Below are 22,713 nucleotides of genomic sequence, written 5' to 3'. Positions count from 1 at the left end.
AGCCCTGGCCGCAATAATGCTTTATCATTGCCGGCTAACATAAAGCAATGACATGCAATGTCAACTCGATGAAACCTGTCGTAAAATGCATGCCTTGGATCAACCGTATCTATCACGGATTGCACGAGTCTTTCACATGACAAAATGGACACTGGGATACCGTTATCCCATCGCCCTGACTATCAGCCTGGCACCGGCCCTGACATCCATGATGGTTCAGGCTGCCCCTTTTGAGACGCCGCCAGCCACAGGGATCCTCGACAGCCTCTGTTACGACTATGTCCCCAAGGTCGAAAAACCAGCCTCTGCCGAGGAGGCCAATGCGCTGCCGGTCGAGGTGGATGCTGACCGCCTCGAAGCCAAGCAGGGCGGCACCGCCGTCTATGAAGGGGACGTCAAGGTTCGTCAGGGGGTTCGCAAGTTCGACTCCGACTATGCCCAGCTCGACCAGAAGAGCCGGGATGTCATCGCCATCGGCAACATCTATTACAACGACGGTCAGGTGACCGTCACCAGCGACAAGACCCTCAAGTCGAATTTGGATACCAAGAACTCCGAACTGGAAGAGGGCAAATATCAGGTTCATGGCTCACCGGTGCGCGGCTTTGCCAAGCGGGTCACCATGACCAACAACAACCAGAACATCACCATGGAGGGGGCCCAGTACACCACCTGCCCCCCCGGTCAGGAGGTGTGGACACTCAAGGCTGGCAGCATCGACATCGACCAGAAAGAGGTGTTCGGCGAGGCGTGGAACGCCAGCCTCTGGCTCTACGACTATCCGGTGTTCTACTTCCCCTATATCAACTTCCCCATCAAGGATGAGCGGAAGACAGGCTTGCTCTACCCCGGTTATACCCAGAGTTCCAGCAACGGCATGGATATCACCCAGCCCTTCTACTGGAACATAGCCCCCAACTACGATGCCACCATCACCTCCCGTTTTATGGACAAACGTGGCCTGATGGAGCAGGTGGAGTTCCGCTATATGCCGGACCCCGCCCACGCAGGCATCCTCTACTTTGAAAACCTGGCGGACGACAAGCAGTATGATGCCGGCAACCCCAGCTTCATCAACACGTCGACCGGCACCCCTTACCTGTCCGATGGCCACCGCTATCTGATGAACGTGCGTCACGGCTCAAGCCTGATGGATGGTTCCCTGCGCTTTGGTGTCGATTACACTCAGGTGCGCGACAAGGATTACAACTACTTCAACGACTTCAGCCCGCCGGTGGGCACCCAGGTCGACAGCCAGTTGCAGCAATCCTTTACTGCCGGTTACTACCAGCAGAACTGGAACCTAACCTCAGAAGTGCGCCGCTATCAGATCCTGAGCCCCTACGCGCTGCTGCCTCACGAGATGCTGCCGCGTATCGACTACAACTACTACCAGCAGGGCAAGTGGTTCGATCTGGCCTGGAACAGCGAACTGACCAAATTTGGTTATGACAGCGGCAGCGCCAGTGCCCAGCAGGCCGGTGAGCGTTACACCACCACCCGTCTGCACCTGGCTCCGACCCTGACCGTGCCTCTCATCGATGCCCCTGGCTACTACCTCACCAGCCAGTACAAGCTGATGTTTACCTCCTACAACCAGGAGGTGCCCAAGGATCTGGTCTACACGGATCGCTCGCGTTTTACTGACTCCAGCACTGGCCAGCTCACCCTGAAGGATGGCACTGTCAATCGCACCCTCCCCTCCTTCCGCCTCAAGGGGGGGCTCAACTTCGATCGCCCGGTTGACTGGTATGATGGCAAGGGCACCCAGACTCTGGAACCCGAGTTCCAGTATCTCTACGTCCCCTATCGGGATCAGGACGATATCGGGATCTATGACTCCACCACCACCCGTCAGGATTACTACAGCCTGTTCAGCGATCGTCGGTATGCCGGTCTCGACCGCATCAGCGACGCCAACCGGGTCACTGCCGGTCTCACCAGCCGGATCTACGACAACGTAGGTGACGAGCGGCTGCGTTTGGCAGTAGCCCAGGCCTTCGAGATCACGCCACCCAAGGTTCGCCTCTATCCTTCGGATCCCGAGAGCACCAACTCTCGCTCCCTGCTCTCCTTTGAGGGGGATGCCCGGGTCACGGAGCAGTGGTTTGCTCACGCTGGCACTCAATACGACACCGAGAAAAGTCAGTTCAGTGCGGCAAATGGCGCTGTGGAATACCGCAACGAGAAGTTCATCAGCCAGGTCAACTACCGCTTTATCAAGGATGGCAACAAGAGCTACTACAACAGTGCTGTAGCCGAAGACTTGAGCCAGGCAGGTCTGGTGATGATGGCGCCGATCGCCGATCAGTGGCAGATGTATGGTGGCTACTACCGTGACATCCAGCAAAACGTCAATATTGACCGCAAAATAGGTGTCAAATATGACTCCTGCTGCTGGAGCATCAACCTGAGTCTGGAGTGGCATAACCAGCCAGACAACATCACTCTGAAGCCCACCTCCGAGAAATCGATCGGTCTTCAATTCGAGATGAAGGGACTTGGCAGTGTCGGTACCGGTGGCCGCAGCGTCACGCTGGATACCGAGCTGTTGCCCTATGTTCGCCCGTTTAATCTGAAAGACCAGCAATGATGCTGGTCCAGCCTTGAGAGATGGATATGAAAAAGACCCTGATTGCCCTGCTGACCGCGGGTATGTTTGGCGCCATGAGTCAGGCCGCACTGGCGGCCCCCGAGCTGATGGACAAGGTGCTGGCCGTGGTCAACAAGGACGTGGTGCTTGCCAGTCAACAGGATGCACTGGTCAACAAGGTAAAACTCTCCGCCCAGGAGAGTGGCCAGTCCCTGCCCGATGACGCCACCCTGCGCAAGCAGGCACTGGATCGCCTGATCCAGGAGAGTCTGCAGCTGCAACTGGCTGATCGCCAGGGCCTCAAGATCAGCGATACCCAGCTGGAGCAAGCTATCCAGGGGATCGCCGCCGACAACAAGATGACCATGGATCAGCTGCGTGCCCAGCTCGCCCGCGAAGGGATGAGCTATGCCCAGTATCGGGAAGAGGTGCGCCGCGAGATCCTGATGAACGAGGTACGCCGCAATCAGGTACGTCGTCGCATCAACATCTCCGATCAGGAGGTGAAGCAGGTGGTCGATATCCTGAAAAAACAGGGTCAGCAACAGGACGAATACCACGTCGGTCATATCCAGATCTCCCTGCCGGATAACCCCACCGCTGCCCAGCTGGATGCCGCCAAGAGCAAGATCGAGCGTATCCTGACTGCCCTCAAGCAGGGTGCCGACTTCCGCAAACTGGCCATTGCCGAGAGTAATGGGCCCAAGGCGCTGGAAGGTGGTGACTGGGGCTGGATGAGCCCGCAAGAGATGCCGACCCTGATGGCGGAAGCGGTACAGGGCGCCAAGAAGGGCGACATCGTCGGCCCGCTGCGCTCCGGTGCCGGTCTACACATCATCAAGGTGTTCGATACCAAGGGGCAGCAGCAGGTGATGCTGACCGAGGTGAAGGCTCGCCACATCCTGATCAAGCCCTCCATCATCCTGAGCGAAGAGAAGGCCAAGGGGATGCTGGACGGCATTCTGCACGACATCAAGAGCGGCAAGGCAAGCTTCGCCAGCATGGCTGAGAAGTACTCCGAAGATCCGGGCTCTGCAGTACAGGGCGGCGAACTGGGCTGGTCTGATCCCAACGTCTATGTGCCCGAGTTCCGCGACATGGTCAACCGCCTGCAGCCGGGCCAAATCAGTGCCCCGTTCCGTACCAGCCATGGCTGGCACATCGTGCAGGTGGAAGATCGCCGTAGCCAGGACGCCACCGACAAGGCACAGGAGCAGCGCGCCTACCAGCTCATTTACAACCGTCGCTTCGTGGAAGAGTCCCAGGCGTGGCTGGACGAGCTGCGTGACGAGGCCTACATCCGCATCGAAGGCGCCGGTAGCTGATGAACTGTCGTCGTCTTGCCGTCACCCCGGGCGAACCGGCCGGGATTGGGCCTGATCTGGTGCTGCAGATTGCCCAGCAGGATTGGCCGCACCAGTTGGTGGTCATTGCCGATCCGGTATTGCTGCGCGAGCGGGCGGCCCTGCTTGGGCTGCCCATCGAGCTTGAGCCCTATGATGCCAGTCAACCTGCTCAACCGCAGCGAGCCGGTACCCTGACGGTGTGTTCTGTCTCTCTCGGTACCTCTGTGGTACCGGGCGAGCTGAACGAAGGCAACGGCGCCTATGTGCTGGCGACCCTGCAACGCGCCTGCGATGGCAACATGAGCGGCGAATTTGCCGCCGTGGTGACCGGGCCGGTGCACAAGGGGATCATCAACCAGGCCGGAGTCTCGTTTAGCGGTCATACCGAATTCTTCGCCCAGCAGTCGGGCACCGCCGACGTGGTGATGATGCTGGCAACCGAGGGACTGCGGGTTGCGCTGGCGACCACCCATATCCCCCTTGCCTATGTGGCGATGGCGATCACGGAAGATCGCCTCGGCAAGGTGATCCGCATCCTCAATGCGGATCTCGCTACCAAGTTTGGCATCGCCAAACCCCGAATTTACGTCTGCGGCCTCAATCCCCATGCAGGGGAAGGCGGCCACCTCGGACGTGAAGAGATTGACGTGATCGAACCCGCTCTGGCGACTCTGCGTCAGGAGGGGATCGATCTGGTCGGCCCGTTGCCGGCCGACACCCTGTTCCAGGAGAAATACCTCAAGGATGCGGATGCGGTACTCGCCATGTACCACGACCAGGGGCTGCCCGTGCTCAAATACAAGGGCTTTGGCAGTTCGGTCAATATCACTCTGGGGCTTCCCTTCATCCGCACTTCGGTGGATCACGGCACCGCGCTGGATCTGGCAGGCAAGGGCCTGGCTGATTCGGGTAGCCTTGTCACCGCGATTAACCACGCCATCAAGATGGTAGAGAAAAAAAGATATGAGCAGTAAGGTGCACATGGGCCACACGGCCCGTAAGCGTTTCGGTCAGAACTTCTTGCACGATCGCTACGTGATCGACCAGATCGTGGCCGCCATCAATCCGCAGCCGGGCCAAAACCTGGTGGAGATCGGCCCGGGTCTGGCCGCGCTGACCGAGCCGGTTGCCGCCCAGATGGACAAGATGACCGTGGTCGAGCTGGACCGGGATCTGGCGGCGCGCCTGCGCGAGCACCCGACCCTGAAGGAGAAGCTCACCGTCATCGAAGCCGATGCCATGCGCTTCGACTTCAGCACCCTGATGGGTGAAGGCAAGGGGCCGCTGCGTATCTTCGGCAACCTGCCCTACAACATCTCCACCCCGCTCATCTTCCACCTGTGCGAGTTCGCCGATCGGGTCGAAGACATGCACTTCATGCTGCAAAAGGAAGTGGTATTGCGTCTGGCCGCCGGCCCCGGCAGCAAGGCTTATGGCCGTCTGAGCGTGATGACCCAGTACTACTGCCAGGTGATCCCGGTACTGGAAGTGGGCCCGGGCGCCTTCAAGCCAGCACCGAAGGTAGACTCTGCCGTGGTTCGTCTGGTGCCGCACAAGAACCCGACCATAGTCGCCAAAGACATCCGTTGTCTGAATCGCGTCTGCACTGAGGGCTTCGGCCAGCGTCGCAAGACCATCCGCAACAGCTTCTCCAACTTCATCACCGACGCCCAGCTGACCGAGCTTGGTATCGATGGCAATCTGCGCCCGGAGAACCTCTCCCTCGAGCAGTTTGTCATGATCGCCAACTGGCTGGCGGATCAGCCAAAGGCCTGATCCGGTGTCGCTCCCGCACATCGTTGTCCGCCCATACCCCTCGTATGTGGCGGATAGCAAAGACCCCTACCAGTTTCACTATCTTATCGAGATTGAGAATCTGGGGCCCGGCCCGGCGCAGCTGCTGCATCGGCGCTGGCTCATCACCGATGCCAATGGCAAGATGCAGGAAGTCTCGGGCCTCGGCGTGGTCGGGGAGCAACCCCTTATTGCCGAGGGAGAGACCTACCGCTACCAGAGCGGCGTGCCGCTGGCGACACCGCTCGGAGTGATGGAGGGGAGTTACACCCTGCAAGATGGCTCTGGCCAGCAGTTTGAGGCGCCCGTCGCCCCCTTCACGCTGGCCATCCCCAACATTATCAACTGAGGTTTCATGGCGAACTGTTTTGTCGGTGACATCCAGGGCTGTTACGACGACTTGCGCCGTCTGCTGGATCTTGCCAAGTTCGATCCCGAAAATGACGTGCTCTGGCTCTGCGGCGATCTGGTCGCCCGCGGCCCGGACTCGCTCAACACATTGCGATTCGTCAAGGATCTGGGCAACCGTGCCATTACCGTGCTCGGTAACCACGACCTGCACCTGTTGGCGGTGGCCAATGGCGTTGCACCGCTCAAGAAGAAAGACAAGCTGCAGAGCCTGATGGATGCGCCGGATCGGGACGAACTGCTGGAGTGGCTGCGCCACCGCCCGCTGCTGGCCGAACACCCCGACCTGCCCATCATGATGGTGCATGCCGGTATCTCTCCGGCGTGGGATGCCCGCACCGCCCGCAACTGCGCCCGCGAGGTAGAGAGCCTGCTGCGTGGCGATCAGTACCTGTGGCTACTGCACAACATGTATGGCGATCAGCCGGATGGCTGGAAAGATGATCTGGTCGGGATCGACCGCTACCGCTACATCATCAACACCTTCACCCGGATGCGCTTCTGCTACTTCGATGGTCGGCTCGACTTCAAATGCAAGAAGGGCCCCAAAGAGTCGACCCCGGGGCTGCGCCCCTGGTTCGAGCAGCGCGAGCATCACGTGGATGACCCCATTCTGGTGTTCGGCCACTGGGCGGCCCTGATGGGCAACACCGGCAAGAGCGATATAAAGGCGCTCGATACCGGCTGTGTCTGGGGCAACAGCCTCACTCTGTGGCGCTATGAGGATGATGCCCTCTTTGCCACCCCCTGCCCCACTCACGCCAGCTAGGGCAGTGATTGCAAAGACCTGAACCAAAAAGAGAGCCCGGCAACTTGCCGGGCTCTCTTTTTCCACAACAGCTCTGGTTACAACTTGCGCCCCAACCGTTTCTCGATCTGGCGTCGCTCCCACTCCGGGCCAAACAGTTTGAAAGGCTCGAATATCCGAATGGCATGGGACGCCAACCCCAATCCCCACCCCAATGCCGGCCACCAGGCCCAGATATACCCGGGGTTGCTCAGGTAGTTGATGGCAAACAACCCGCCAATCACCAGCAGATAGCTGGCGACATGGTGATAGAAGCCCTTGAGCCCCTCCACATACTTCATGGCGGCCCGCTCCTCAGCCGAGACCTGCAATCCATCCTGTTCCATCGTGTCACTCCCTCTCATCTCATGCTCCTGTTGCCGTGTGCCGTCCAGTTGCGCCACATCGAGCTCAAAGACGGCGGCCAGGGCCTTGAGGGATTCCAGTCCGGGTTGCTGACCCTGCTCGATCCGCTGAATGGTGCGAACGCTCAGGCCGGTAAAGGCTGCCAACTGCTCCTGTGACCAGCCCCGCTGCAATCTCAACTTCCTGACGATCATCTCGAACTCCTTGTGGTTGCTTGACGGAACCAGAATAGGGGCTGGAGGGTGGCACGCGACACGACAGCAGCCTGACACCAACCTGACTTTCCTTTTAATTCAGTACATTAGATAAAGGCTTGATATCCGGGATCCGGTTCCCCAACAGCCCCCTTGCGAAAATCTGACAGCGGGGCGACACCAGACTCTCTCTGCAAGATAGCGCCTTTGTATGCGGGGAGGCGAGCTTATAGATCCCGCATCAACCCGGCTGCGATCTCGAAAGAGCGCAAGCGAGCCTGATGATCGACGATGGGACCGTTGAACATCAGCTCATCGGCTCGGGTTTCCGCCAGCAACGCTTTGAGGCCATGGCGGATCTGCTCCGGATCGCCCACCAGAGAGCGGGCAAGGGTCTGCTCCATCGCCATCAGCTCGCGCGGCGACCATTGCTCGCCCAACTCGGCAACCGGTGCTGGCAGCTTGCCCGCATCGCCACGATGGAGGCGCAGGAACTGCTGCTGCAATGTAGTGAACTGGAAGCGCGCCTCCCGCTCGCTGTCGGCGGCGATCATGTTGATGCAGACCACCGCATGGGGCTTGGGCCAGCGAGCAGAAGGGCGATACTGGTTGCGATAGAGCTCAAGTGCTTGCAGCAACATGGCTGGCGCAAAATGGGAGGCAAAACCGAACGGCAAGCCCATCGCCGCAGCCAGTTGGGCACTGTAGAGGCTGGAGCCCAGCAGCCAGATGGGCAGATGCAGTCCCTGCCCGGGCACCGCCTGCACCGCGCCAATCTCGTCGCCAAAGTAGCTCATCAGCTCGCGGACATCGGCCGGGAACTCATCCACCTCACCACTGCGTTGGCGTCTGAGGGCCCGCATGGTGCGCTGATCGGTACCGGGGGCGCGACCAAGGCCGAGATCGATGCGGTCGGGATAGAGAGAAGCCAGGGTGCCAAACTGCTCGGCAATGACCAACGGCGAGTGGTTCGGCAGCATGATGCCACCCGCCCCGATCCGCAGGGTGCTGGTTGCCCCGGCAAGATGGCCGATCAACACAGATGTCGCTGCACTGGCAATACCCGGCATGTTGTGGTGTTCGGCCAGCCAGTAGCGATGGTAACCCCAACGCTCGGCATGTTGTGCCAGATCGCGCGAATGGTGGAACGATTCGGCAGGATGGGAACCCTCGGCAACCGGCACCAGATCGAGAAGGGAATAGGGAATGGCAGACATAAATACACTCCGTTGCATCACAATTTGCTAACAGAGGGGCACTCTACCATGAGATGTTCGAACGGAACACTTTCTGCCGTGGCAAACGCCAGATAGCAAAAGGCCACTCCATAGGGAGTGGCCTTAAGGCTATGGCAGTCTGTATCAGAACAGCAGATGAGCCATACCGGCAATTACCGGCAGGGTCACCAGAGTGCGCATCAGGAAGATAATAAAGAGCTCCCACAACTTGACCGGAATTTTGCTGCCCAGCAACAGCGCGCCCACTTCAGACATATAGATAAGCTGGGTCACCGACATGGCCGCGATGACGAAGCGGGTCATCTCGCTCTCGATGCTGGATGCCAGCACAGCCGGGATAAACATGTCGGCAAACCCGACCATGATGGTCTTGGCGGCCGCTTCGGCCTCCGGCAGTTGCAGCAGTTCGAGCAAGGGAACGAACGGCGCACCCAGCCAGTTGAAGACGGGGGTATGTTCAGCCAGCATCAGGGCACAAGTACCGATCGCCATCACCACTGGCAGCACGCCAAACACCATGTCCAGCGCGTTCTTCACCCCTTCCCGCACCACAGCGCCGAGATCGGTCATCTTCTCCGCCTTGGTCAGGGCACGCTCAAGACCATAGCTCAGCACACTGTGTTGATGCGGTACAGACTCCTGCTTGCGGCACAAGGGGGTGCCATCGATATAGACATCCCTCTTCCAGCAGAGCGGGGGCAGGCGTGGTACCACGATGGCCGCAACCACACCGGCCAAACAGACGGTCAGATAGAAGGGCACAAACATGTGCTCCAGCTTCACCTGAGAGATCACCACCAGACAGAAGGTGATGGAGACGGCAGAGAAGGTGGTACCAATGACGGCAGCTTCCCGCTGGGTATAAAACTTCCCTTCGTACTGCTTGCTGGTGAGCAGAATGCCGACGCTACCATCCCCCAGCCAGGAGGCAAAACAGTCCACGGCGGAGCGACCCGGCAGACGGAACACCGGGCGCATGATGCGGGTCATCATGGTGCCGACGAACTCCAGCAGCCCGAAATCGAGCAACAACGGCAGCAGCAGGCCGGCAAAAATGAAGACCGAGAAGAGCACTGGTAGCAGATCGTTGAGCACCAGCCCGCCGGTTGCGCCGGAGTGTAGCACTTCAGGCCCGGTCTGGAAGAAGGTCAGCAGTACGAAGATCCCGCCCAGCACCCGCACACAGGCCCAGAAGGGAGAGACGTTAAACAGGCTGTTGAGGAAAGGACGGTGCACCAGGATCGCCGGTTTGAACAACCAGGCGATGACGGTCATCAGCATGGTAGTAGTGATCACCGCGCTGACCATGGCGACCAGATAGTCGGCAAACACCCGCTGAACCAGCTTGGCCAGCACGGCTACCGGAATGGTGACATTCCCGTCATAAAGTACCGGAGTCATGAACAACAGGATCCCGATCAGCGAGGGGATCAAGAACATCAACAGATTGCGGCGGGTATTGACCGCAGGCGCTTCCAGACTCTTTTCCAACATAATCTACTGCCCTGACATAGCTAAAACTTATGCCGGATAATGCGCATATTCATGCACATCCAGCCAAACGGGGCGCAAGAATATCCCAATAGAATGGATTAAAAAAGCAATTTCAGATTAATTAACGAATAAATACCCAAATAAAACCGGCGTGAACGGGTAAACAGGCAGCTGACAGAATATTAATTCACTAAACACTCGGCCCGCCCCAAGCTAATCAGGTAGAGACAACAGAGACCAGGCGCCAGCCATAAAAAAACCGGAGCCTCTGCAGGCTCCGGTTTTTGGCAAAGAACAACGAAATCAATCGCGGACGTAGATCACTTCCACGCCATCATCATCTTCGTCATCCCAGTCATCATCATCGAGGCTCTCGTCGAAGGCCATGGAGGCGGCAAGCGCTTCCGCTTCGGCCTTGGCCAGCTGGTTCTTGTGGTAGTCATCCCACTTGAACTCCACTTTCTCGATCGCCTCTTTGGCATCCTGCTCCAGTTGACGGGGCATGGTATCCAGCAGATCCAGAATGTCGTAGCAGACCTTCTTGGTCCCTTCCTTGCTGATGGCAGTGATGGCGTAGACCGGCCCTTCATGGTTGAGGGCGGCTTTCACGCGGTCCATCACCTCCTGAGCCTCTTCTTCCAGAATCAGGTCCATCTTGTTGAACACCAGCCAGCGCGGCTTGCCAGCCAGCTCGGGGCTGTACTTCTCCAGCTCGCGCACGATGGTCACGGCATTTTCGGCCGGATCGGAACCATCAACCGGGCAGATATCCACCAGATGGATCAATACGCGGCAGCGCTCGAGGTGTTTCAGGAAGCGGATCCCGAGGCCCGCACCTTCGGCGGCCCCCTCGATCAGACCCGGGATATCGGCGATCACGAAGGAGCGTGAGTTCTCGCCACGTACTACGCCCAGGTTCGGCACCAGGGTAGTAAAGGGATAGTCAGCCACTTTCGGACGAGCGGCTGATACGGCGCGGATGAAGGTGGACTTGCCGGCATTCGGCAGACCCAGCATACCGACGTCAGCCAGCAGCAGCAGCTCCAGCTTCAGGGTACGCACTTCACCCGGAGTACCGTTGCTCTTCTGGCGCGGCGCCCGGTTGACCGAGCTCTTGAAGCGGGTATTGCCAAGACCGTGGAAGCCGCCCTTGGCGACCAGCAGCTTCTGCTCGTGGTGAGTCAGGTCACCCAGCAGCTCGCCGGTATCTTCGTCGGTCGCACGGGTACCGACCGGCACGCGCAGGATTTTGTCCTTGCCACGGCGACCGGTACAGTTGGCGCTCTGGCCATTCTCGCCACGTTCAGCGGCATGGAAGCGCTCAAAACGGTAGTCGATCAGGGTGTTGAGGTTCTCGTCGGCAACCAGATACACGTCGCCACCGTCACCACCATCGCCACCATCCGGACCACCGTTGGGAATATATTTTTCACGGCGAAAGCTTACACAACCGTTACCACCGTCACCGGCATCGACTCGAATCTGGACTTCATCAACAAACTTCATAGGTAACCGTCACCTTAATTCGAAAAACCGATACGCAATTATAGTGGTACAGACCCCTGCGGGCGATACGCATCTTGCCTCACCGAGCCATCTCTGCGCCCGGGTCATCTGCGTTCCGTTTTTTCGTCATCATTTCGGAAAAACAAAAGCCCCGCCTGTTGGCGGGGCTTCGGATCCTTGCGGTCCGTAATTACTCAGCAACGATGCTAACGTACTTACGGTTCAGCGGACCTTTAACTTCGAACTGCACCTTGCCGTTCGCGGTAGCGAACAGGGTGTGGTCCTTGCCCAGACCAACGTTCTCACCTGCGTGGAACTTGGTGCCGCGCTGACGAACGATGATGCTGCCAGCCAGAACTGTTTCGCCGCCGAAGCGCTTCACGCCCAGGCGTTTGGCTTCAGAATCGCGACCGTTGCGGGATGAACCGCCAGCTTTTTTGTGTGCCATCTATCGGACTCCTCTAATTAAGCGCTGATGCCAGTGATTTTGACTTCAGTGAACCACTGACGGTGGCCCGCTTGCTTACGGTGGTGCTTACGACGACGGAACTTGACGATAGTCACTTTCTCGCCACGGCCGTGAGCCACAACTTCAGCTACAACCTTGCCACCTTCAACGAAAGGAGCTCCTACTTTAAAAGTGTCGCCTGCAGCAACCATCAGAACTTCGTTGAAGTCGATGGTAGCGCCAGTCTCAACGTTCAGCTTTTCCAGACGAACGATTTGACCTTCGGCCACACGGTGTTGTTTTCCGCCGCTTTGGAATACCGCGTACATTTGATTAACTCCGTAAAGGCATGTCTTTTGCTCAAGGCAGACATGCACAAAAACCTATAACAATGGGCGGGCATTCTACGCAAATCGATCTGCTCAGGCAAGGCCATTTTCGCAAAAAGTTTATTTTGTGCGCATATCTGCCGCCGTGGATAAACGCTTAACTGTAACCCATTGTGAAATCGTGTAGAATCCCCAGCATTACTAAAAATCGCAGTTATTGCTGCTGTCACGTTACGAGACTTATGGACCAACAGACTATCCGTGCGCTCTGTGCCGCCGACATGACGGCGGTCAATGAACTGATCCTGGCCCGACTCCAGTCCGACGTTAGTCTGATCAATCAGCTGGGTTTCTATATTGTCAGTGCTGGCGGCAAGCGGATGCGCCCCATGCTGACTGTGATGGCTGCTCGCGCCTTGGGCTACGAAGGTGAGGATCACCTGAAACTGGCCGCCATTATTGAATTTATCCACACCTCTACCCTGCTGCATGACGACGTGGTCGATGAATCCGACCTGCGCCGTGGCCGCGAAACGGCCAACGCTCTGTTCGGCAATGCGGCAAGCGTTCTGGTGGGTGACTACCTCTACAGCCGCTCCTTCCAGATGATGGCCGAGCTCTCCAACCTGCGGGTGATGGAGATCCTCTCCGATGCCACCAACACCATCGCCGAAGGGGAAGTGTTGCAGCTGATGAACTGCAACGATCCGGATACCACCGAACAGAGCTATATGACGGTCATCTACTGCAAGACCGCCAAGCTGTTTGAAGCCGCGACCCGCCTCGCCGCAGTGCTGACTCATCAGCCCGCGCCCGTCGAGCAGGCGATGACCGATTACGGCAAGTATCTGGGCACCGCCTTCCAGATCATCGACGACGTGATGGACTACTGCTCTCAAAGCGAAGAGATGGGCAAGAATGTCGGCGACGATCTGGCCGAAGGCAAACCGACCCTACCGCTGCTGCGTGCCATGGAAGTGGGTTCGCCCGAGGAACGTCAGCTGGTACGCGATGCCATCGAGCACCGCAACGGCATGGAACACCTCGACCAGATCCTGGCCATTCTCGATCGTACCGGTGCGCTGGAATACTCCCGCATGCGGGCTCGCGAAGAGGCTGACAAGGCCATTGCCGCCCTCGCCATTCTGCCTGACTCCCAGCACAAGCTGGCTCTGGAAACACTGGCTCACATGGCCGTGCAGCGCAGCGCCTGATATCGTCACTGTTTTCATAAACAACAAGAGGCCATATGGGCCTCTTGTTGTTTATGCGTTTGCTACCAGCGGCTCACCATCCAGAGGATCACTGTGCCTGCAACAACCAGCGAACCGCCGATACGGCGCAGCTGCTCCGCCGGCTGATCGCTCAGCAGTCGCAGCATCTGCTGCCACCCTTTTGGCATCAGCAATGGCCCGAGCCCTTCAAACAACAGCAACAGGCCAATCCCTGTCAGTATGGATGTCATCATTGTGCCCTTCTCCCGTCAAAAACCACCTTATCCGATGGTTTGGCAGACAAATAAAAGGGCCTGACAATGCAGGCCCTTGGCAAGACAAACTCCGGCGATTACTGCTTGGTACCGTGAGGAGACTTGAGATAGCGGAAGAATTCGCTGTCCGGCTTGAGCACCATCAGCTCGTTGCCGCCGGTGAAGCTCTTGCGATAGGCCTCCATGCTGCGCACGAAGCTGAAAAACTCGGGGTCTTTCTTGTAGCTTTCGGCATAGATCTTGGCCGCTTCCGCATCACCTTCACCACGCAACTGACGCGCATTACTCTCGGCATCCGCCAGCATGACGGTTACCTTACGGTCGATATCGGCGCGCAGGATCTCGGCCTTCTCGCGACCCTGTGAACGATGCTCACGGGCCACCGCAGTACGCTCGGCACGCATCCGCTGATAGATGGAGTTGGAGACTTCCACCGGCAGGTTGATCTGCTTGATCCGCACATCCACCACCTTGATGCCGAGCTCGGAGGAGCGCGCCATCTTCTTCAGGGCATCTTCCATCACGGTACTGCGCTCACCGGAGACGATATCCTTGATGGTACGGTTACCGATTTCGGAGCGCAGACCGTTGTTGATCTTGCGCTTGAGCAGATCTTCTGCCTGCAGTTTGTTGCCACCACCGGTTGCCAGGTAGTACTTGGAGAAGTCCTCTATCTTCCACTTCACGTAGGAGTCGATGATCAGGTCTTTCTTCTCGGAGGTGACGAAACGGTCGGCCTGGCTGTCGATGGTCTGGATACGGGCATCCATCTTGCGAACCTGATCGATGAGCGGCACCTTGAAGTGCAGACCCGGCTCATAGAGACGGGGCTCACCGGAATCAACCCGCTTCACCTTGCCAAACTGCACCACGATCCCCTTCTGACCTTCATCAACGATAAAGACAGAGGAGAAGCAGACCATGGCAGCCACAGCGATTGCACCAATAGCTAGCTTTTTCATCTATCAGTTTCTCCCTGAGCTGAAGCGGTCACCGCTACGCAGCGGCATCGGAGTGGAGTTGGCACCCTCGTTGGGAACTGGCGCAGGCTCTGCTACCGGCACAGTCGCAGGACGAGCCTGCTGAGCAGCTGCCGGCTTGCCAGTCAGCTTGTCGAGCGGCAGATAGATCATGCTGTTGTTGCCAGCCGGCATATCAACAATGACCTTGTTGGCCTGCTGATAGAGCTCTTCCATGGTTTCCAGGTAGATACGGTTGCGAGTCAGCTCGGGCGCAGCCTGATACTGGGGCAGCAGCTCGTTGAAACGGGCCACTTCACCCTGTGCTTTCAGCACGATCTGGGACTTGTACGCTTCGGCTTCCTGCTCCAGACGCTTCACCTGACCACGGGCCTTGGGCTCGACTTCACGGGCATAGGCTTCCGCTTCGCGGATGAAACGCTGCTCATCTTCCTGAGCGGAGATGGCGTCATCGAACGCATCCTTCACCTCTTCCGGCGGACGCGCCGGCAGGAAGTTGACGTCGACAATCTGCAGACCCATCTGGTAAGGCTCGATGATGCCATCGATCACCTGCCAGGTCTCCTGACGCACTTTTTCACGACCAGTGGTCAGCACATCATCCATCTTGGTGTGGCCAACCACGTAACGCAGGGCGCTATCGGTAGCCTGACTCAGACTCTCGTCGGCATTGGTCACGCTGAACAGGTACTGCTCCGGATTGACGACACGATACTGCACGTCCATCTCGACCCGTACCACGTTCTCGTCCTGAGTCAGCATAAAGCCGGACGCAGGCAGGGAACGCACGGACTCAACGTCCACCGGGATCACCTGATCGATGAAAGTCGGCTTCCAGCGCAGGCCCGGCTCGACGATATGGGAAAACTTGCCAAAGCGCAGCACAGCGCCACGCTCGGCTTCACGAATGGTATAGAAGCCGCTCACGACCCATACCACCACGGCGACAACCAGCGCGATGGAGATACCAAAGCGGCCTACATCGCCGCCAGATTTGCCACTGCCAAACAGGCCGCCAAAGCGACGACTCATTTTGCGCAGCATCTCGTCCAGATCAGGGGGCCCCTGATTCTTGCCGTTATTCCCCCAGGGGTCACGGTCTTTGCCGTTGTTACCAGGCTCATTCCAAGCCATCAGCGTCTCCATTAATACATGCAGATGGATATCATCTCTATCGGGTCACTGCTCGTTGACGAAACCGCCAGGCGGTTATCCTCATCAACGGATCAATGCCTGATAAAGCGTTGTAAATTCTCACCTTCCTGTTTCACGAGGCGGTTCCAGTCAGCCAGTTGCAGGCGGACTTCCAGCACAAAATCCCCTTCCTCGCTAAAACCTTCCTGCTCGATCCCTTTCAACTGATAGAGCGCACTGCGCAATCTCGCAGCAGAAGGCGGCAGTTGCAGGGTGTGGTGCACCATGGAGCCAGCCAGCAATTCGGTCAGCGCCGCAAACAGATACTCACACCCCTCGCCAGTCTGGGCAGACAGCCAGACCCGCACCGGACGACCTTCCTCATCCCGCTCCAGACCCGCCGGGCGATCGGCCAGCTTGTCGATCTTGTTGCAGATCATTAGCTGGGGACGGTCATCTGCCTCGATTTCAGCCAGCACCTGTTGCACGGAGTCGATATTCTCCTGCATCTGCTCATCGGCACAATCCACCACATGGAGCAGCAGGTCCGCTTCGCGAGTCTCCTGCAGGGTCGCTTTGAATGCTGCGACCAGATCATGGGGCAAGTGTCGAATAAATCCAACCGTGTCGGCCAAAATCACATCGCCCACATCCCGGATCACCAATTTACGCAGCGTCGGATCAAGGGTTGCGAACAACTGGTCGGCAGCATACACGCTGGCAGCTGTAAGTTGGTTGAACAAAGTGGACTTTCCGGCGTTTGTGTAACCAACCAGAGAAACTGTCGGTACTTCATTGCGGTTGCGGGCACGTCGCCCCTGCTCCCGCTGTTTGGCCACCTTGTCGAGCCTGCGCAAAATCGCTTTGATGCGCTCGCGCAACAGGCGTCGGTCGGTTTCAAGCTGGGTTTCACCCGGGCCACGCAAGCCGATCCCGCCTTTTTGACGTTCAAGGTGGGTCCAGCCTCGAACCAGACGGGTAGAAAGATGACGCAACTGGGCCAGTTCGACCTGCAGTTTACCTTCATGGGTACGGGCGCGCTGGGCGAAGATATCAAGGATCAGACCGGTGCGATCCACTACCCGGCACTGGAACAGACGCTCCAGGTTACGCTCCTGGGCAGGGGTCAGGGCATGGTTGAAGATGACGACGTCGGCATCCAGCATCTGGACCTGGTACGCAATCTCTTCAGCCTTGCCACTGCCGACAAAATACTTGGCGCTGGGCGCACTGCGGCTGGTGGTGATGACACCCAGTGCATTGACGCCAGCCGAGCTCACCAGCATCTTGAGCTCTTCCAGATCCTCCCGCTCACCCTCATCACTGAAGTTGACGTGCACCAGAACGGCCTGTTCGCCAGCTTCATAACGGTCAAACAAGCGCTTGCTCCTTAACAGGTTTCATGATGAATCTGAGTTGGCGAGTCGACTCGCCCCGGGATATCACGCCTCGGCATCACCCTGTTCATCACCGGCGCCACCGGCAGCCTGCTGATGATGGTTGACGGCACGGGCCGGAACCACGGTAGAGATGGCATGCTTGTAGACCATCTGGCTCACGGTGTTCTTCAGCAGAATGACAAACTGGTCGAAGGACTCGATTTGACCTTGCAGTTTGATGCCGTTCACCAAATAGATAGAAACAGGAATCCGCTCACGGCGCAGCGCATTCAAAAACGGGTCTTGGAGAGATTGCCCCTTAGCCATTTTTCTTTTCCTTATAGTTTGTTGTTTTTAAACACCGGATATTCAATATAACAACCTGATTATACAGGGAGTGTCAAGCCGCACCAGCGCGAGCAAGCACGCGGGCGAGGTTGTCAGACTCACCGGATTCCAGCCAGGTCACATCGGCCCAACCGCGCAACCAGGTCATCTGCCGTTTTGCCAACTGGCGAGTGGCAACAATGCCACGATAACGCATCTCATCATACTCTATCTCGCCGTTCAGGTAGTCCCACATTTGGCGATAACCTACACAGCGAATGGAGGGGAGATCTGGGGTCAGATCGCCACGAGCCATCAAAGCCCGCACCTCCTGCTCGAAATCCCCCTGCAGCATCTTGTCGAAACGCTGTTCGATCCGCTGATGCAGCACGGCGCGATCGCTCGGGGCGATGGCAAACTGCTGTACCCGATAGGGCAGCCCCTCCCCCTGTACCTGGGTCAGCTCGGTGAGGGTCTTGCCGCTAATGCGGTAAACCTCGAGCGCCCGACTGAGCCGTTGCGGGTCATTGGGATGAATACGCGCCCCGGCGACCGGATCGATACGCACCAGCTCGTCATGCAGCGCCTGCCAGCCAAGACGGGCAGCCTCCTCTTCTATTCCGGCCCGAATGACGGGGTCGGCAGAAGGGAGCGGAGAAAGTCCTTCCAGCAACGCCTTGAAATAGAGCATGGTACCGCCCACCAGCAGCGGAATGCGGTCGCGGTCGGCGATCTCTTTCATCTCTCGCAGGGCATCCTTGCAAAAATCGGCTGCCGAATAGCTCATAACGGGATCGAGAATATCGATCAGCCGGTGCGGGGCCCGAGCCAGTTCATCGGCGGTCGGCTTGGCGGTGCCTATGTCCATGCCGCGATAGATCAGAGCCGAATCGACGCTGATGATGTCGCAGGGCAACACCTGACACAGTTCAATGGCGAGATCCGTCTTGCCGGAGGCCGTCGGCCCCATCAAAAAAATTGCGGTCGGCAAGTCACTCGCCATGTTCAAACTCCTCAAGCACAGCCGCCAGCGAGAGCGGGCGGGCCATGCGAATATCTGCCAGTTGGTCACTGAAATCGGCCACAAGTTCCGTCAGCAGACGACTGGCAGTTGAAAAATCGTATATTTTTTCGCGGCTTATCCCCTGCTCCACCAGCCATTGGCATAATACTTCAGCCTGCTGGCCAGCATCACTGTCAGATCCGCCCTCGATAATTTGCAGCAATTCGGGTAACAGACGCACCAGATCGGTCTGACGCAGCAGAGCAGGCACCCGCGTCAGGATCATGGTGTCGCGCCCCCCACTTTTCAACTCCAGCCCCATCCGTTTCAGCAGTCGCTCCTGCTCTTCTACCAGCGAACTCAGGTTCTTCGGCAGCTTGAAGGAAACCGGCAAGAGCAGCGGCTGGGCTGCCAGCCCCTGGCCCCAGGTCTCCAGCAGCCAGTGGCGCAGCAGCAAACGCTCGGCGCGTACGAGTGAAAGCAGCGCCAGCTGACCATCCCGCTCGAACAGCAGATAAGCCTGCTCCACCAGAGTCAGTGCCCGGCACCCGCCCTGTTTTGAAACAGTCTGAGTGGCAACACCCGGCTCGGGAGCTGAAACGGTTGTGGCAACGGGCAGCGTGGTAAGCAGGGCACCCATGCCACGCATCGCCTCCCGGCTCGGCGGCTCGGGTGGTTGATAGTTGCTGACCCGGCCTGCACCACCACCGCTCCCTTCCCGCACCTGCGCCGGTGCCCGATAGCTGTGTTCGGCGCCATACCACTCGGTACGCGGTGCCTGACCGGGATATTCAATCTGCGGGCTGGCCGGCAGCTCGACCAGCGTCTCGGCCAGCGGCTTCTCTTGCTCGTTGACGGCGCGGCCTTCGCGGCGCAAGGCGGTAAAGAGTGCCTGAAAGATAAAGTCGTGGATCAGCCGCGCCTGATGGAAGCGCACCTCGTGCTTGGCAGGGTGAACGTTGACGTCCACCTGACGGGGATCCAGCTCGATATAGAGCACATAAGCGGCAAAGCGGTCGGCGGGCAGCAGCTCGTCATAGGCCTGACGAATGGCGTGATTGATGAGCTTGTCGCGCATCATCCGGCCATTGACATAGGTGTATTGCAGATCGTTCTGTGGTCTGGCGCCCTCGGGGGTCGCCAGCCAGCCCCACAGACGCACGTCGCTGTGCTCGCTCTCCACCGCCAACGCATGGTGCATGAAGGGGGTACCGCAGACGGCAGCAAGACGCCGCTCCTGCTCCGGCACCGTATTGGCAGCCTTGTACTGGCGCACCACCTTGCCGTTGTGGCGCAGGATCAGGGTGACATCGAAGCGGGAGAGCGCGATGCGGCGCACCAGCTCGTCGATATGGGCAAACTCGGTCTTTTCGCTGCGCATGAACTTGCGCCGCGCCGGGGTATTGAAGAAGAGATCCACCACCTCCACCGTGGTGCCCACCGGATGGGCCGCCGGCTTGACGGTAACGCTCATCTCGCGCCCTTCGGCCTGCGCTTGCCAGGCCTCGCCCTGCTCGGCAGTGCGGGAGGTGAAGGTGAGGCGGGAGACCGAGCTGATAGAGGCGAGCGCCTCGCCACGAAAGCCCAGGCTGTTGATCCCCTCCAGGTCATCGAGGGTCGCCACCTTGGAGGTGGCGTGGCGCGACAACGCCAGCACCAGCTCATCCTTGGCAACGCCGCAGCCGTTGTCACGGATGCGGATCAGCTTGGCGCCCCCCTTGTCGATATCGATTTCGACCCGGTCGGCGCCCGCATCCAGACTGTTTTCCACCAACTCCTTGACCACGGAGGAGGGCCGCTCCACCACCTCTCCGGCGGCAATCTGGTTGGCCAGAATAGGTGGCAAAATACGGATCGGCATCGCTAGCTCCCGCTCAGTTATTGCTTGGGAATATAGAGCACCTGCCCTATCTGGATTTCCCGTGACTTGAGTTTGTTGATCTCCGCCAGTCTCGCCTGACTCACGCCGTACTTCTCGGCCAGGCGCGAGAGACTCTGACCGCGCGTGACCACATGGCGGATCATCTGCGACTTCTCGTTTTCCTGCACGCTGGTGACCGGAGCGCCGGTCTCTTTGGCCGCCTCGGAATAAGGCTTGATCACTCCGGCACCGGAGGAGCTGCCAGAAGCGCTTCCGCTGTCGCGCACCGTCGCCGGCATCCGGTTGGTCACAACCGGCTGGGACTGAACTGGAGCCGACTTGCTCGCAACCTGCCTGGCTGGCGCAGGTTTGCTGACAGCCACCTGTTTATGGGTCGCGGCCGGGACGCTGGCGACCCCCTTGCCAGTGAGCATGGCACCCTTGGTCGGGTGAGCACGGTAGTAGTTGCGGATACCTTCGAAAATGGCGCGAGCCAGCTGATCCTGATAGCTGGCGGTAGCCAGCAGCTGCTCTTCCGCATGGTTGGAGATAAAGCCGGTCTCAACCAGCACAGAGGGAATGTCAGGGGCTTTCAGTACCGCCAGACTGGCGTGCTCCGGCGCTCTCTTGTGCAGCCGTGCCACCTTGCCCAGCGAGCGCAGGATCTGGCGACTGACGTCATAACCCTCGGCACGGGACTTGTCCATCGAAAGGTCGAGGAAGGTCTGCGCCAGATAGGGGTTGGGATCGGATTCGGCCAACACCTTGCCGACACCACCCAGCAGCTCGCCCTGCTTCTCCTGCTTCTCCAGCCAGCTGCCCATCTCGCGGTTGGCGCGGTTGGTCGAGAGTACCCAGACCGAGGCACCACGCGGGGTGGAGTTGTGGAAGCTGTCCGCGTGCACCGATACCAGCAGGTCGGCCTTGGCCTTGCGCGCGATCTCGGAACGCTTGTTGAGATCAACGAAGTAGTCGCTGCGGCGGGTCAGCACGGCGCGCATGCCCGGCTCGCGGTCGATCAGTGCCGCCAGTTTCTGGGAGACCGCCAGGGTCACCCGCTTCTCATAGGTACGGCGCGGGCCGATGGAGCCCGGGTCTTCACCACCGTGGCCCGGGTCGATGGCAATCACCACCCCCTTGCCCTTGCCGCCAACCGGCGTGGACTGCACCGCAGCGGCCGAGCGCTTCTCTTCATAGGGAAGGTCGATCACCAGACGGTGACCATAGGGGCCGGCAGGCGCCAGCGGAAAGACTACCGGCTTGATGGCGGAGCTGAGATCGAGCACCAGACGCAGCCCCCCCTTCTCCAGCGGCGAACTTTCACGAATTTTACGCACCAGTTCGCTGCTGTTCTCGACCCGCGCCAGATTGGTGGCGTTGCTCGCCCCTTTCATGTCGATCACCAGCCGATCGGGGCCGGTGAGGGTGAAATAGTTGAAATCGGGGGCGCTGCTCATGTCGAGTACCACCCGGGTGTTATCAGGTGATGGCCAAATCCGCACGCTCTTGAGCTGATTAGCCCAGGAGGGTAACGCCATCAGGGAGAGAGCAATAGCAAGGATCAAACGCACGTGGATGACAACCGTTCCAGAATAGCTTCGCCAGTAGCAGAACGAGCTTCAATCAGAGCTTCGCGCTGCTCGCCTACATAAGTGAGGGTGATCTCGAGATCAGGCGCCGGCAACCAGCCCTCTCCCTTCTCCGACCACTCCACCAGACAGAGGGTATTGGCGGCAAAATAGTCGCGAATTCCCATGAATTCCAGCTCTTCCGGATCGGCCAGACGATAGAGATCGAAGTGGTAAACCTGCCACCCCTCCAGCTCGTAGGGTTCAACCAGGGTATAAGTCGGACTTTTCACCTTGCCCTGATGGCCAAGCCCCTGCACCCAGCCACGGGTCAGGGTTGTTTTGCCAGCCCCGAGCGTCCCGTGCAAAAACACGGTCGTCGCCTGCTGGCAAGCCTTTGCCAGACGGCCTCCCAGAGCCACTGTTGCTGCCTCGTCCGGCAGTGTCATCATCAACTGTTTTGCCATGT

The 22,713-nt window shown here is 58.8% G+C and carries 22 protein-coding genes; 7 read left to right on the top strand and 15 right to left on the bottom strand.

Annotated features, from left to right (window positions below):
- The first annotated feature begins 136 nt into the window (after positions 1-136).
- From lptD to I6L40_RS06605, 6 genes are read left to right on the top strand one after another with little or no spacing between them, the layout of a single operon-like run.
- Positions 137-2,593 carry an LPS assembly protein LptD gene (gene lptD / locus I6L40_RS06630; protein WP_216995171.1) on the top strand — a complete coding sequence of 819 codons (2,457 nt, stop codon included), beginning with the start codon at positions 137-139 and terminating at the stop codon, positions 2,591-2,593.
- Positions 2,594-2,619: 26 nt separating this feature from the next.
- A complete protein-coding gene (surA, locus tag I6L40_RS06625) occupies positions 2,620-3,918 on the top strand; it encodes a peptidylprolyl isomerase SurA (protein ID WP_216995170.1) in 1,299 nt (432 codons plus the stop codon).
- Positions 3,918-4,913 (top strand): 4-hydroxythreonine-4-phosphate dehydrogenase PdxA, encoded by a 996-nt coding sequence (gene pdxA, locus I6L40_RS06620; protein WP_124241384.1) that lies wholly within the window; start codon positions 3,918-3,920, stop codon positions 4,911-4,913. The genes surA and pdxA overlap by 1 nt, the downstream gene beginning before the upstream one ends.
- Positions 4,903-5,715, top strand: a complete 813-nt coding sequence (rsmA, locus tag I6L40_RS06615) for a 16S rRNA (adenine(1518)-N(6)/adenine(1519)-N(6))-dimethyltransferase RsmA (protein WP_041210436.1) — start codon at positions 4,903-4,905, stop codon at positions 5,713-5,715. The genes pdxA and rsmA overlap by 11 nt, the downstream gene beginning before the upstream one ends.
- A gap of 4 nt (positions 5,716-5,719) precedes the next feature.
- Positions 5,720-6,082: a Co2+/Mg2+ efflux protein ApaG gene (gene apaG, locus I6L40_RS06610; protein WP_216995169.1), complete on the top strand. Its 363-nt coding sequence runs from the start codon at positions 5,720-5,722 to the stop codon at positions 6,080-6,082.
- A gap of 6 nt (positions 6,083-6,088) precedes the next feature.
- The gene (locus tag I6L40_RS06605) at positions 6,089-6,910 is read left to right on the top strand and encodes a symmetrical bis(5'-nucleosyl)-tetraphosphatase (protein WP_043851782.1); all 822 of its coding nucleotides are present in this window, start codon (positions 6,089-6,091) and stop codon (positions 6,908-6,910) included.
- Positions 6,911-6,987: 77 nt separating this feature from the next.
- Here the strand turns inward: I6L40_RS06605 and I6L40_RS06600 are convergent, their stop codons facing one another.
- The 6 genes from I6L40_RS06600 to rplU all read right to left on the bottom strand — a co-directional run bounded on the left by I6L40_RS06600 (position 6,988) and on the right by rplU (position 12,503).
- Positions 6,988-7,488, bottom strand: coding sequence for a 2TM domain-containing protein (locus I6L40_RS06600; protein WP_043851783.1), 501 nt, complete (start codon positions 7,486-7,488; stop codon positions 6,988-6,990).
- A 227-nt stretch (positions 7,489-7,715) separates the two neighbouring features.
- Positions 7,716-8,705 (bottom strand): luciferase-like monooxygenase, encoded by a 990-nt coding sequence (locus tag I6L40_RS06595; protein WP_071914461.1) that lies wholly within the window; start codon positions 8,703-8,705, stop codon positions 7,716-7,718.
- 144 nt (positions 8,706-8,849) lie between these two features.
- On the bottom strand, positions 8,850-10,220 hold the full coding sequence (locus I6L40_RS06590) for a YjiH family protein (protein ID WP_071914460.1): 1,371 nt from the start codon (positions 10,218-10,220) through the stop codon (positions 8,850-8,852).
- 303 nt (positions 10,221-10,523) lie between these two features.
- Positions 10,524-11,726, bottom strand: a complete 1,203-nt coding sequence (gene cgtA / locus I6L40_RS06585; protein ID WP_041210430.1) for an Obg family GTPase CgtA — start codon at positions 11,724-11,726, stop codon at positions 10,524-10,526.
- Between the two features lie 190 nt (positions 11,727-11,916).
- Positions 11,917-12,174, bottom strand: a complete 258-nt coding sequence (rpmA, locus tag I6L40_RS06580) for a 50S ribosomal protein L27 (RefSeq protein ID WP_005304202.1) — start codon at positions 12,172-12,174, stop codon at positions 11,917-11,919.
- Between the two features lie 17 nt (positions 12,175-12,191).
- On the bottom strand, positions 12,192-12,503 hold the full coding sequence (rplU, locus tag I6L40_RS06575; protein WP_005304210.1) for a 50S ribosomal protein L21: 312 nt from the start codon (positions 12,501-12,503) through the stop codon (positions 12,192-12,194).
- Between the two features lie 242 nt (positions 12,504-12,745).
- Between rplU and ispB the strand changes: the two genes are divergently transcribed.
- Complete coding sequence (gene ispB, locus I6L40_RS06570; RefSeq protein WP_071914459.1) at positions 12,746-13,717, top strand: octaprenyl diphosphate synthase; 972 nt, start codon at positions 12,746-12,748, stop codon at positions 13,715-13,717.
- 62 nt (positions 13,718-13,779) lie between these two features.
- Here the strand turns inward: ispB and I6L40_RS06565 are convergent, their stop codons facing one another.
- From I6L40_RS06565 to tsaE, 9 genes are all read right to left on the bottom strand, one after another.
- On the bottom strand, positions 13,780-13,971 hold the full coding sequence (locus I6L40_RS06565) for a DUF2065 family protein (RefSeq protein ID WP_071914458.1): 192 nt from the start codon (positions 13,969-13,971) through the stop codon (positions 13,780-13,782).
- A 98-nt stretch (positions 13,972-14,069) separates the two neighbouring features.
- Entirely contained in the window at positions 14,070-14,954 is an 885-nt protein-coding gene (gene hflC, locus I6L40_RS06560) for a protease modulator HflC (protein ID WP_041210428.1), read from the bottom strand.
- A 3-nt stretch (positions 14,955-14,957) separates the two neighbouring features.
- Complete coding sequence (gene hflK, locus I6L40_RS06555; RefSeq protein ID WP_071914456.1) at positions 14,958-16,106, bottom strand: FtsH protease activity modulator HflK; 1,149 nt, start codon at positions 16,104-16,106, stop codon at positions 14,958-14,960.
- Positions 16,107-16,198: 92 nt separating this feature from the next.
- Entirely contained in the window at positions 16,199-17,485 is a 1,287-nt protein-coding gene (gene hflX, locus I6L40_RS06550; protein ID WP_071914454.1) for a ribosome rescue GTPase HflX, read from the bottom strand.
- A gap of 63 nt (positions 17,486-17,548) precedes the next feature.
- The gene (gene hfq / locus I6L40_RS06545) at positions 17,549-17,812 is read right to left on the bottom strand and encodes an RNA chaperone Hfq (RefSeq protein WP_033114894.1); all 264 of its coding nucleotides are present in this window, start codon (positions 17,810-17,812) and stop codon (positions 17,549-17,551) included.
- Between the two features lie 73 nt (positions 17,813-17,885).
- Positions 17,886-18,815 carry a tRNA (adenosine(37)-N6)-dimethylallyltransferase MiaA gene (miaA, locus tag I6L40_RS06540; protein ID WP_071914452.1) on the bottom strand — a complete coding sequence of 310 codons (930 nt, stop codon included), beginning with the start codon at positions 18,813-18,815 and terminating at the stop codon, positions 17,886-17,888.
- Positions 18,805-20,676 carry a DNA mismatch repair endonuclease MutL gene (mutL, locus tag I6L40_RS06535; RefSeq protein WP_071914450.1) on the bottom strand — a complete coding sequence of 624 codons (1,872 nt, stop codon included), beginning with the start codon at positions 20,674-20,676 and terminating at the stop codon, positions 18,805-18,807. The genes miaA and mutL overlap by 11 nt, the downstream gene beginning before the upstream one ends.
- Before the next feature lie 17 nt (positions 20,677-20,693).
- A complete protein-coding gene (locus tag I6L40_RS06530) occupies positions 20,694-22,247 on the bottom strand; it encodes an N-acetylmuramoyl-L-alanine amidase (RefSeq protein ID WP_071914448.1) in 1,554 nt (517 codons plus the stop codon).
- A complete protein-coding gene (gene tsaE / locus I6L40_RS06525; RefSeq protein WP_041210423.1) occupies positions 22,238-22,711 on the bottom strand; it encodes a tRNA (adenosine(37)-N6)-threonylcarbamoyltransferase complex ATPase subunit type 1 TsaE in 474 nt (157 codons plus the stop codon). Before tsaE ends, I6L40_RS06530 begins: the two co-directional genes overlap by 10 nt.
- Positions 22,712-22,713: the final 2 nt, after the last annotated feature.

This window comes from Aeromonas sp. FDAARGOS 1410, from assembly GCF_019048745.1.
Classification (GTDB): Bacteria; Pseudomonadota; Gammaproteobacteria; order Enterobacterales; family Aeromonadaceae; genus Aeromonas; species Aeromonas jandaei.
Note: the sequence above shows the minus strand (reverse complement) of the source record. Positions and strands in the feature narration are given on the sequence as shown.

Coding starts and splice junctions, on each gene's coding strand:
- I6L40_RS06595 (WP_071914461.1), bottom strand. CDS start 8,705: ATGTCTGCCATTCCCTATTCCCTTCTCGATCTGGTGCCGGTTGCCGAG.
- I6L40_RS06605 (WP_043851782.1), top strand. CDS start 6,089: ATGGCGAACTGTTTTGTCGGTGACATCCAGGGCTGTTACGACGACTTG.
- rplU (WP_005304210.1), bottom strand. CDS start 12,503: ATGTACGCGGTATTCCAAAGCGGCGGAAAACAACACCGTGTGGCCGAA.
- miaA (WP_071914452.1), bottom strand. CDS start 18,815: ATGGCGAGTGACTTGCCGACCGCAATTTTTTTGATGGGGCCGACGGCC.
- hflC (WP_041210428.1), bottom strand. CDS start 14,954: ATGAAAAAGCTAGCTATTGGTGCAATCGCTGTGGCTGCCATGGTCTGC.
- hflK (WP_071914456.1), bottom strand. CDS start 16,106: ATGGCTTGGAATGAGCCTGGTAACAACGGCAAAGACCGTGACCCCTGG.
- rsmA (WP_041210436.1), top strand. CDS start 4,903: ATGAGCAGTAAGGTGCACATGGGCCACACGGCCCGTAAGCGTTTCGGT.
- rpmA (WP_005304202.1), bottom strand. CDS start 12,174: ATGGCACACAAAAAAGCTGGCGGTTCATCCCGCAACGGTCGCGATTCT.
- tsaE (WP_041210423.1), bottom strand. CDS start 22,711: ATGGCAAAACAGTTGATGATGACACTGCCGGACGAGGCAGCAACAGTG.
- lptD (WP_216995171.1), top strand. CDS start 137: ATGACAAAATGGACACTGGGATACCGTTATCCCATCGCCCTGACTATC.
- ispB (WP_071914459.1), top strand. CDS start 12,746: ATGGACCAACAGACTATCCGTGCGCTCTGTGCCGCCGACATGACGGCG.
- I6L40_RS06565 (WP_071914458.1), bottom strand. CDS start 13,971: ATGATGACATCCATACTGACAGGGATTGGCCTGTTGCTGTTGTTTGAA.
- surA (WP_216995170.1), top strand. CDS start 2,620: ATGAAAAAGACCCTGATTGCCCTGCTGACCGCGGGTATGTTTGGCGCC.
- cgtA (WP_041210430.1), bottom strand. CDS start 11,726: ATGAAGTTTGTTGATGAAGTCCAGATTCGAGTCGATGCCGGTGACGGT.
- hfq (WP_033114894.1), bottom strand. CDS start 17,812: ATGGCTAAGGGGCAATCTCTCCAAGACCCGTTTTTGAATGCGCTGCGC.
- pdxA (WP_124241384.1), top strand. CDS start 3,918: ATGAACTGTCGTCGTCTTGCCGTCACCCCGGGCGAACCGGCCGGGATT.
- I6L40_RS06600 (WP_043851783.1), bottom strand. CDS start 7,488: ATGATCGTCAGGAAGTTGAGATTGCAGCGGGGCTGGTCACAGGAGCAG.
- mutL (WP_071914450.1), bottom strand. CDS start 20,676: ATGCCGATCCGTATTTTGCCACCTATTCTGGCCAACCAGATTGCCGCC.
- I6L40_RS06590 (WP_071914460.1), bottom strand. CDS start 10,220: ATGTTGGAAAAGAGTCTGGAAGCGCCTGCGGTCAATACCCGCCGCAAT.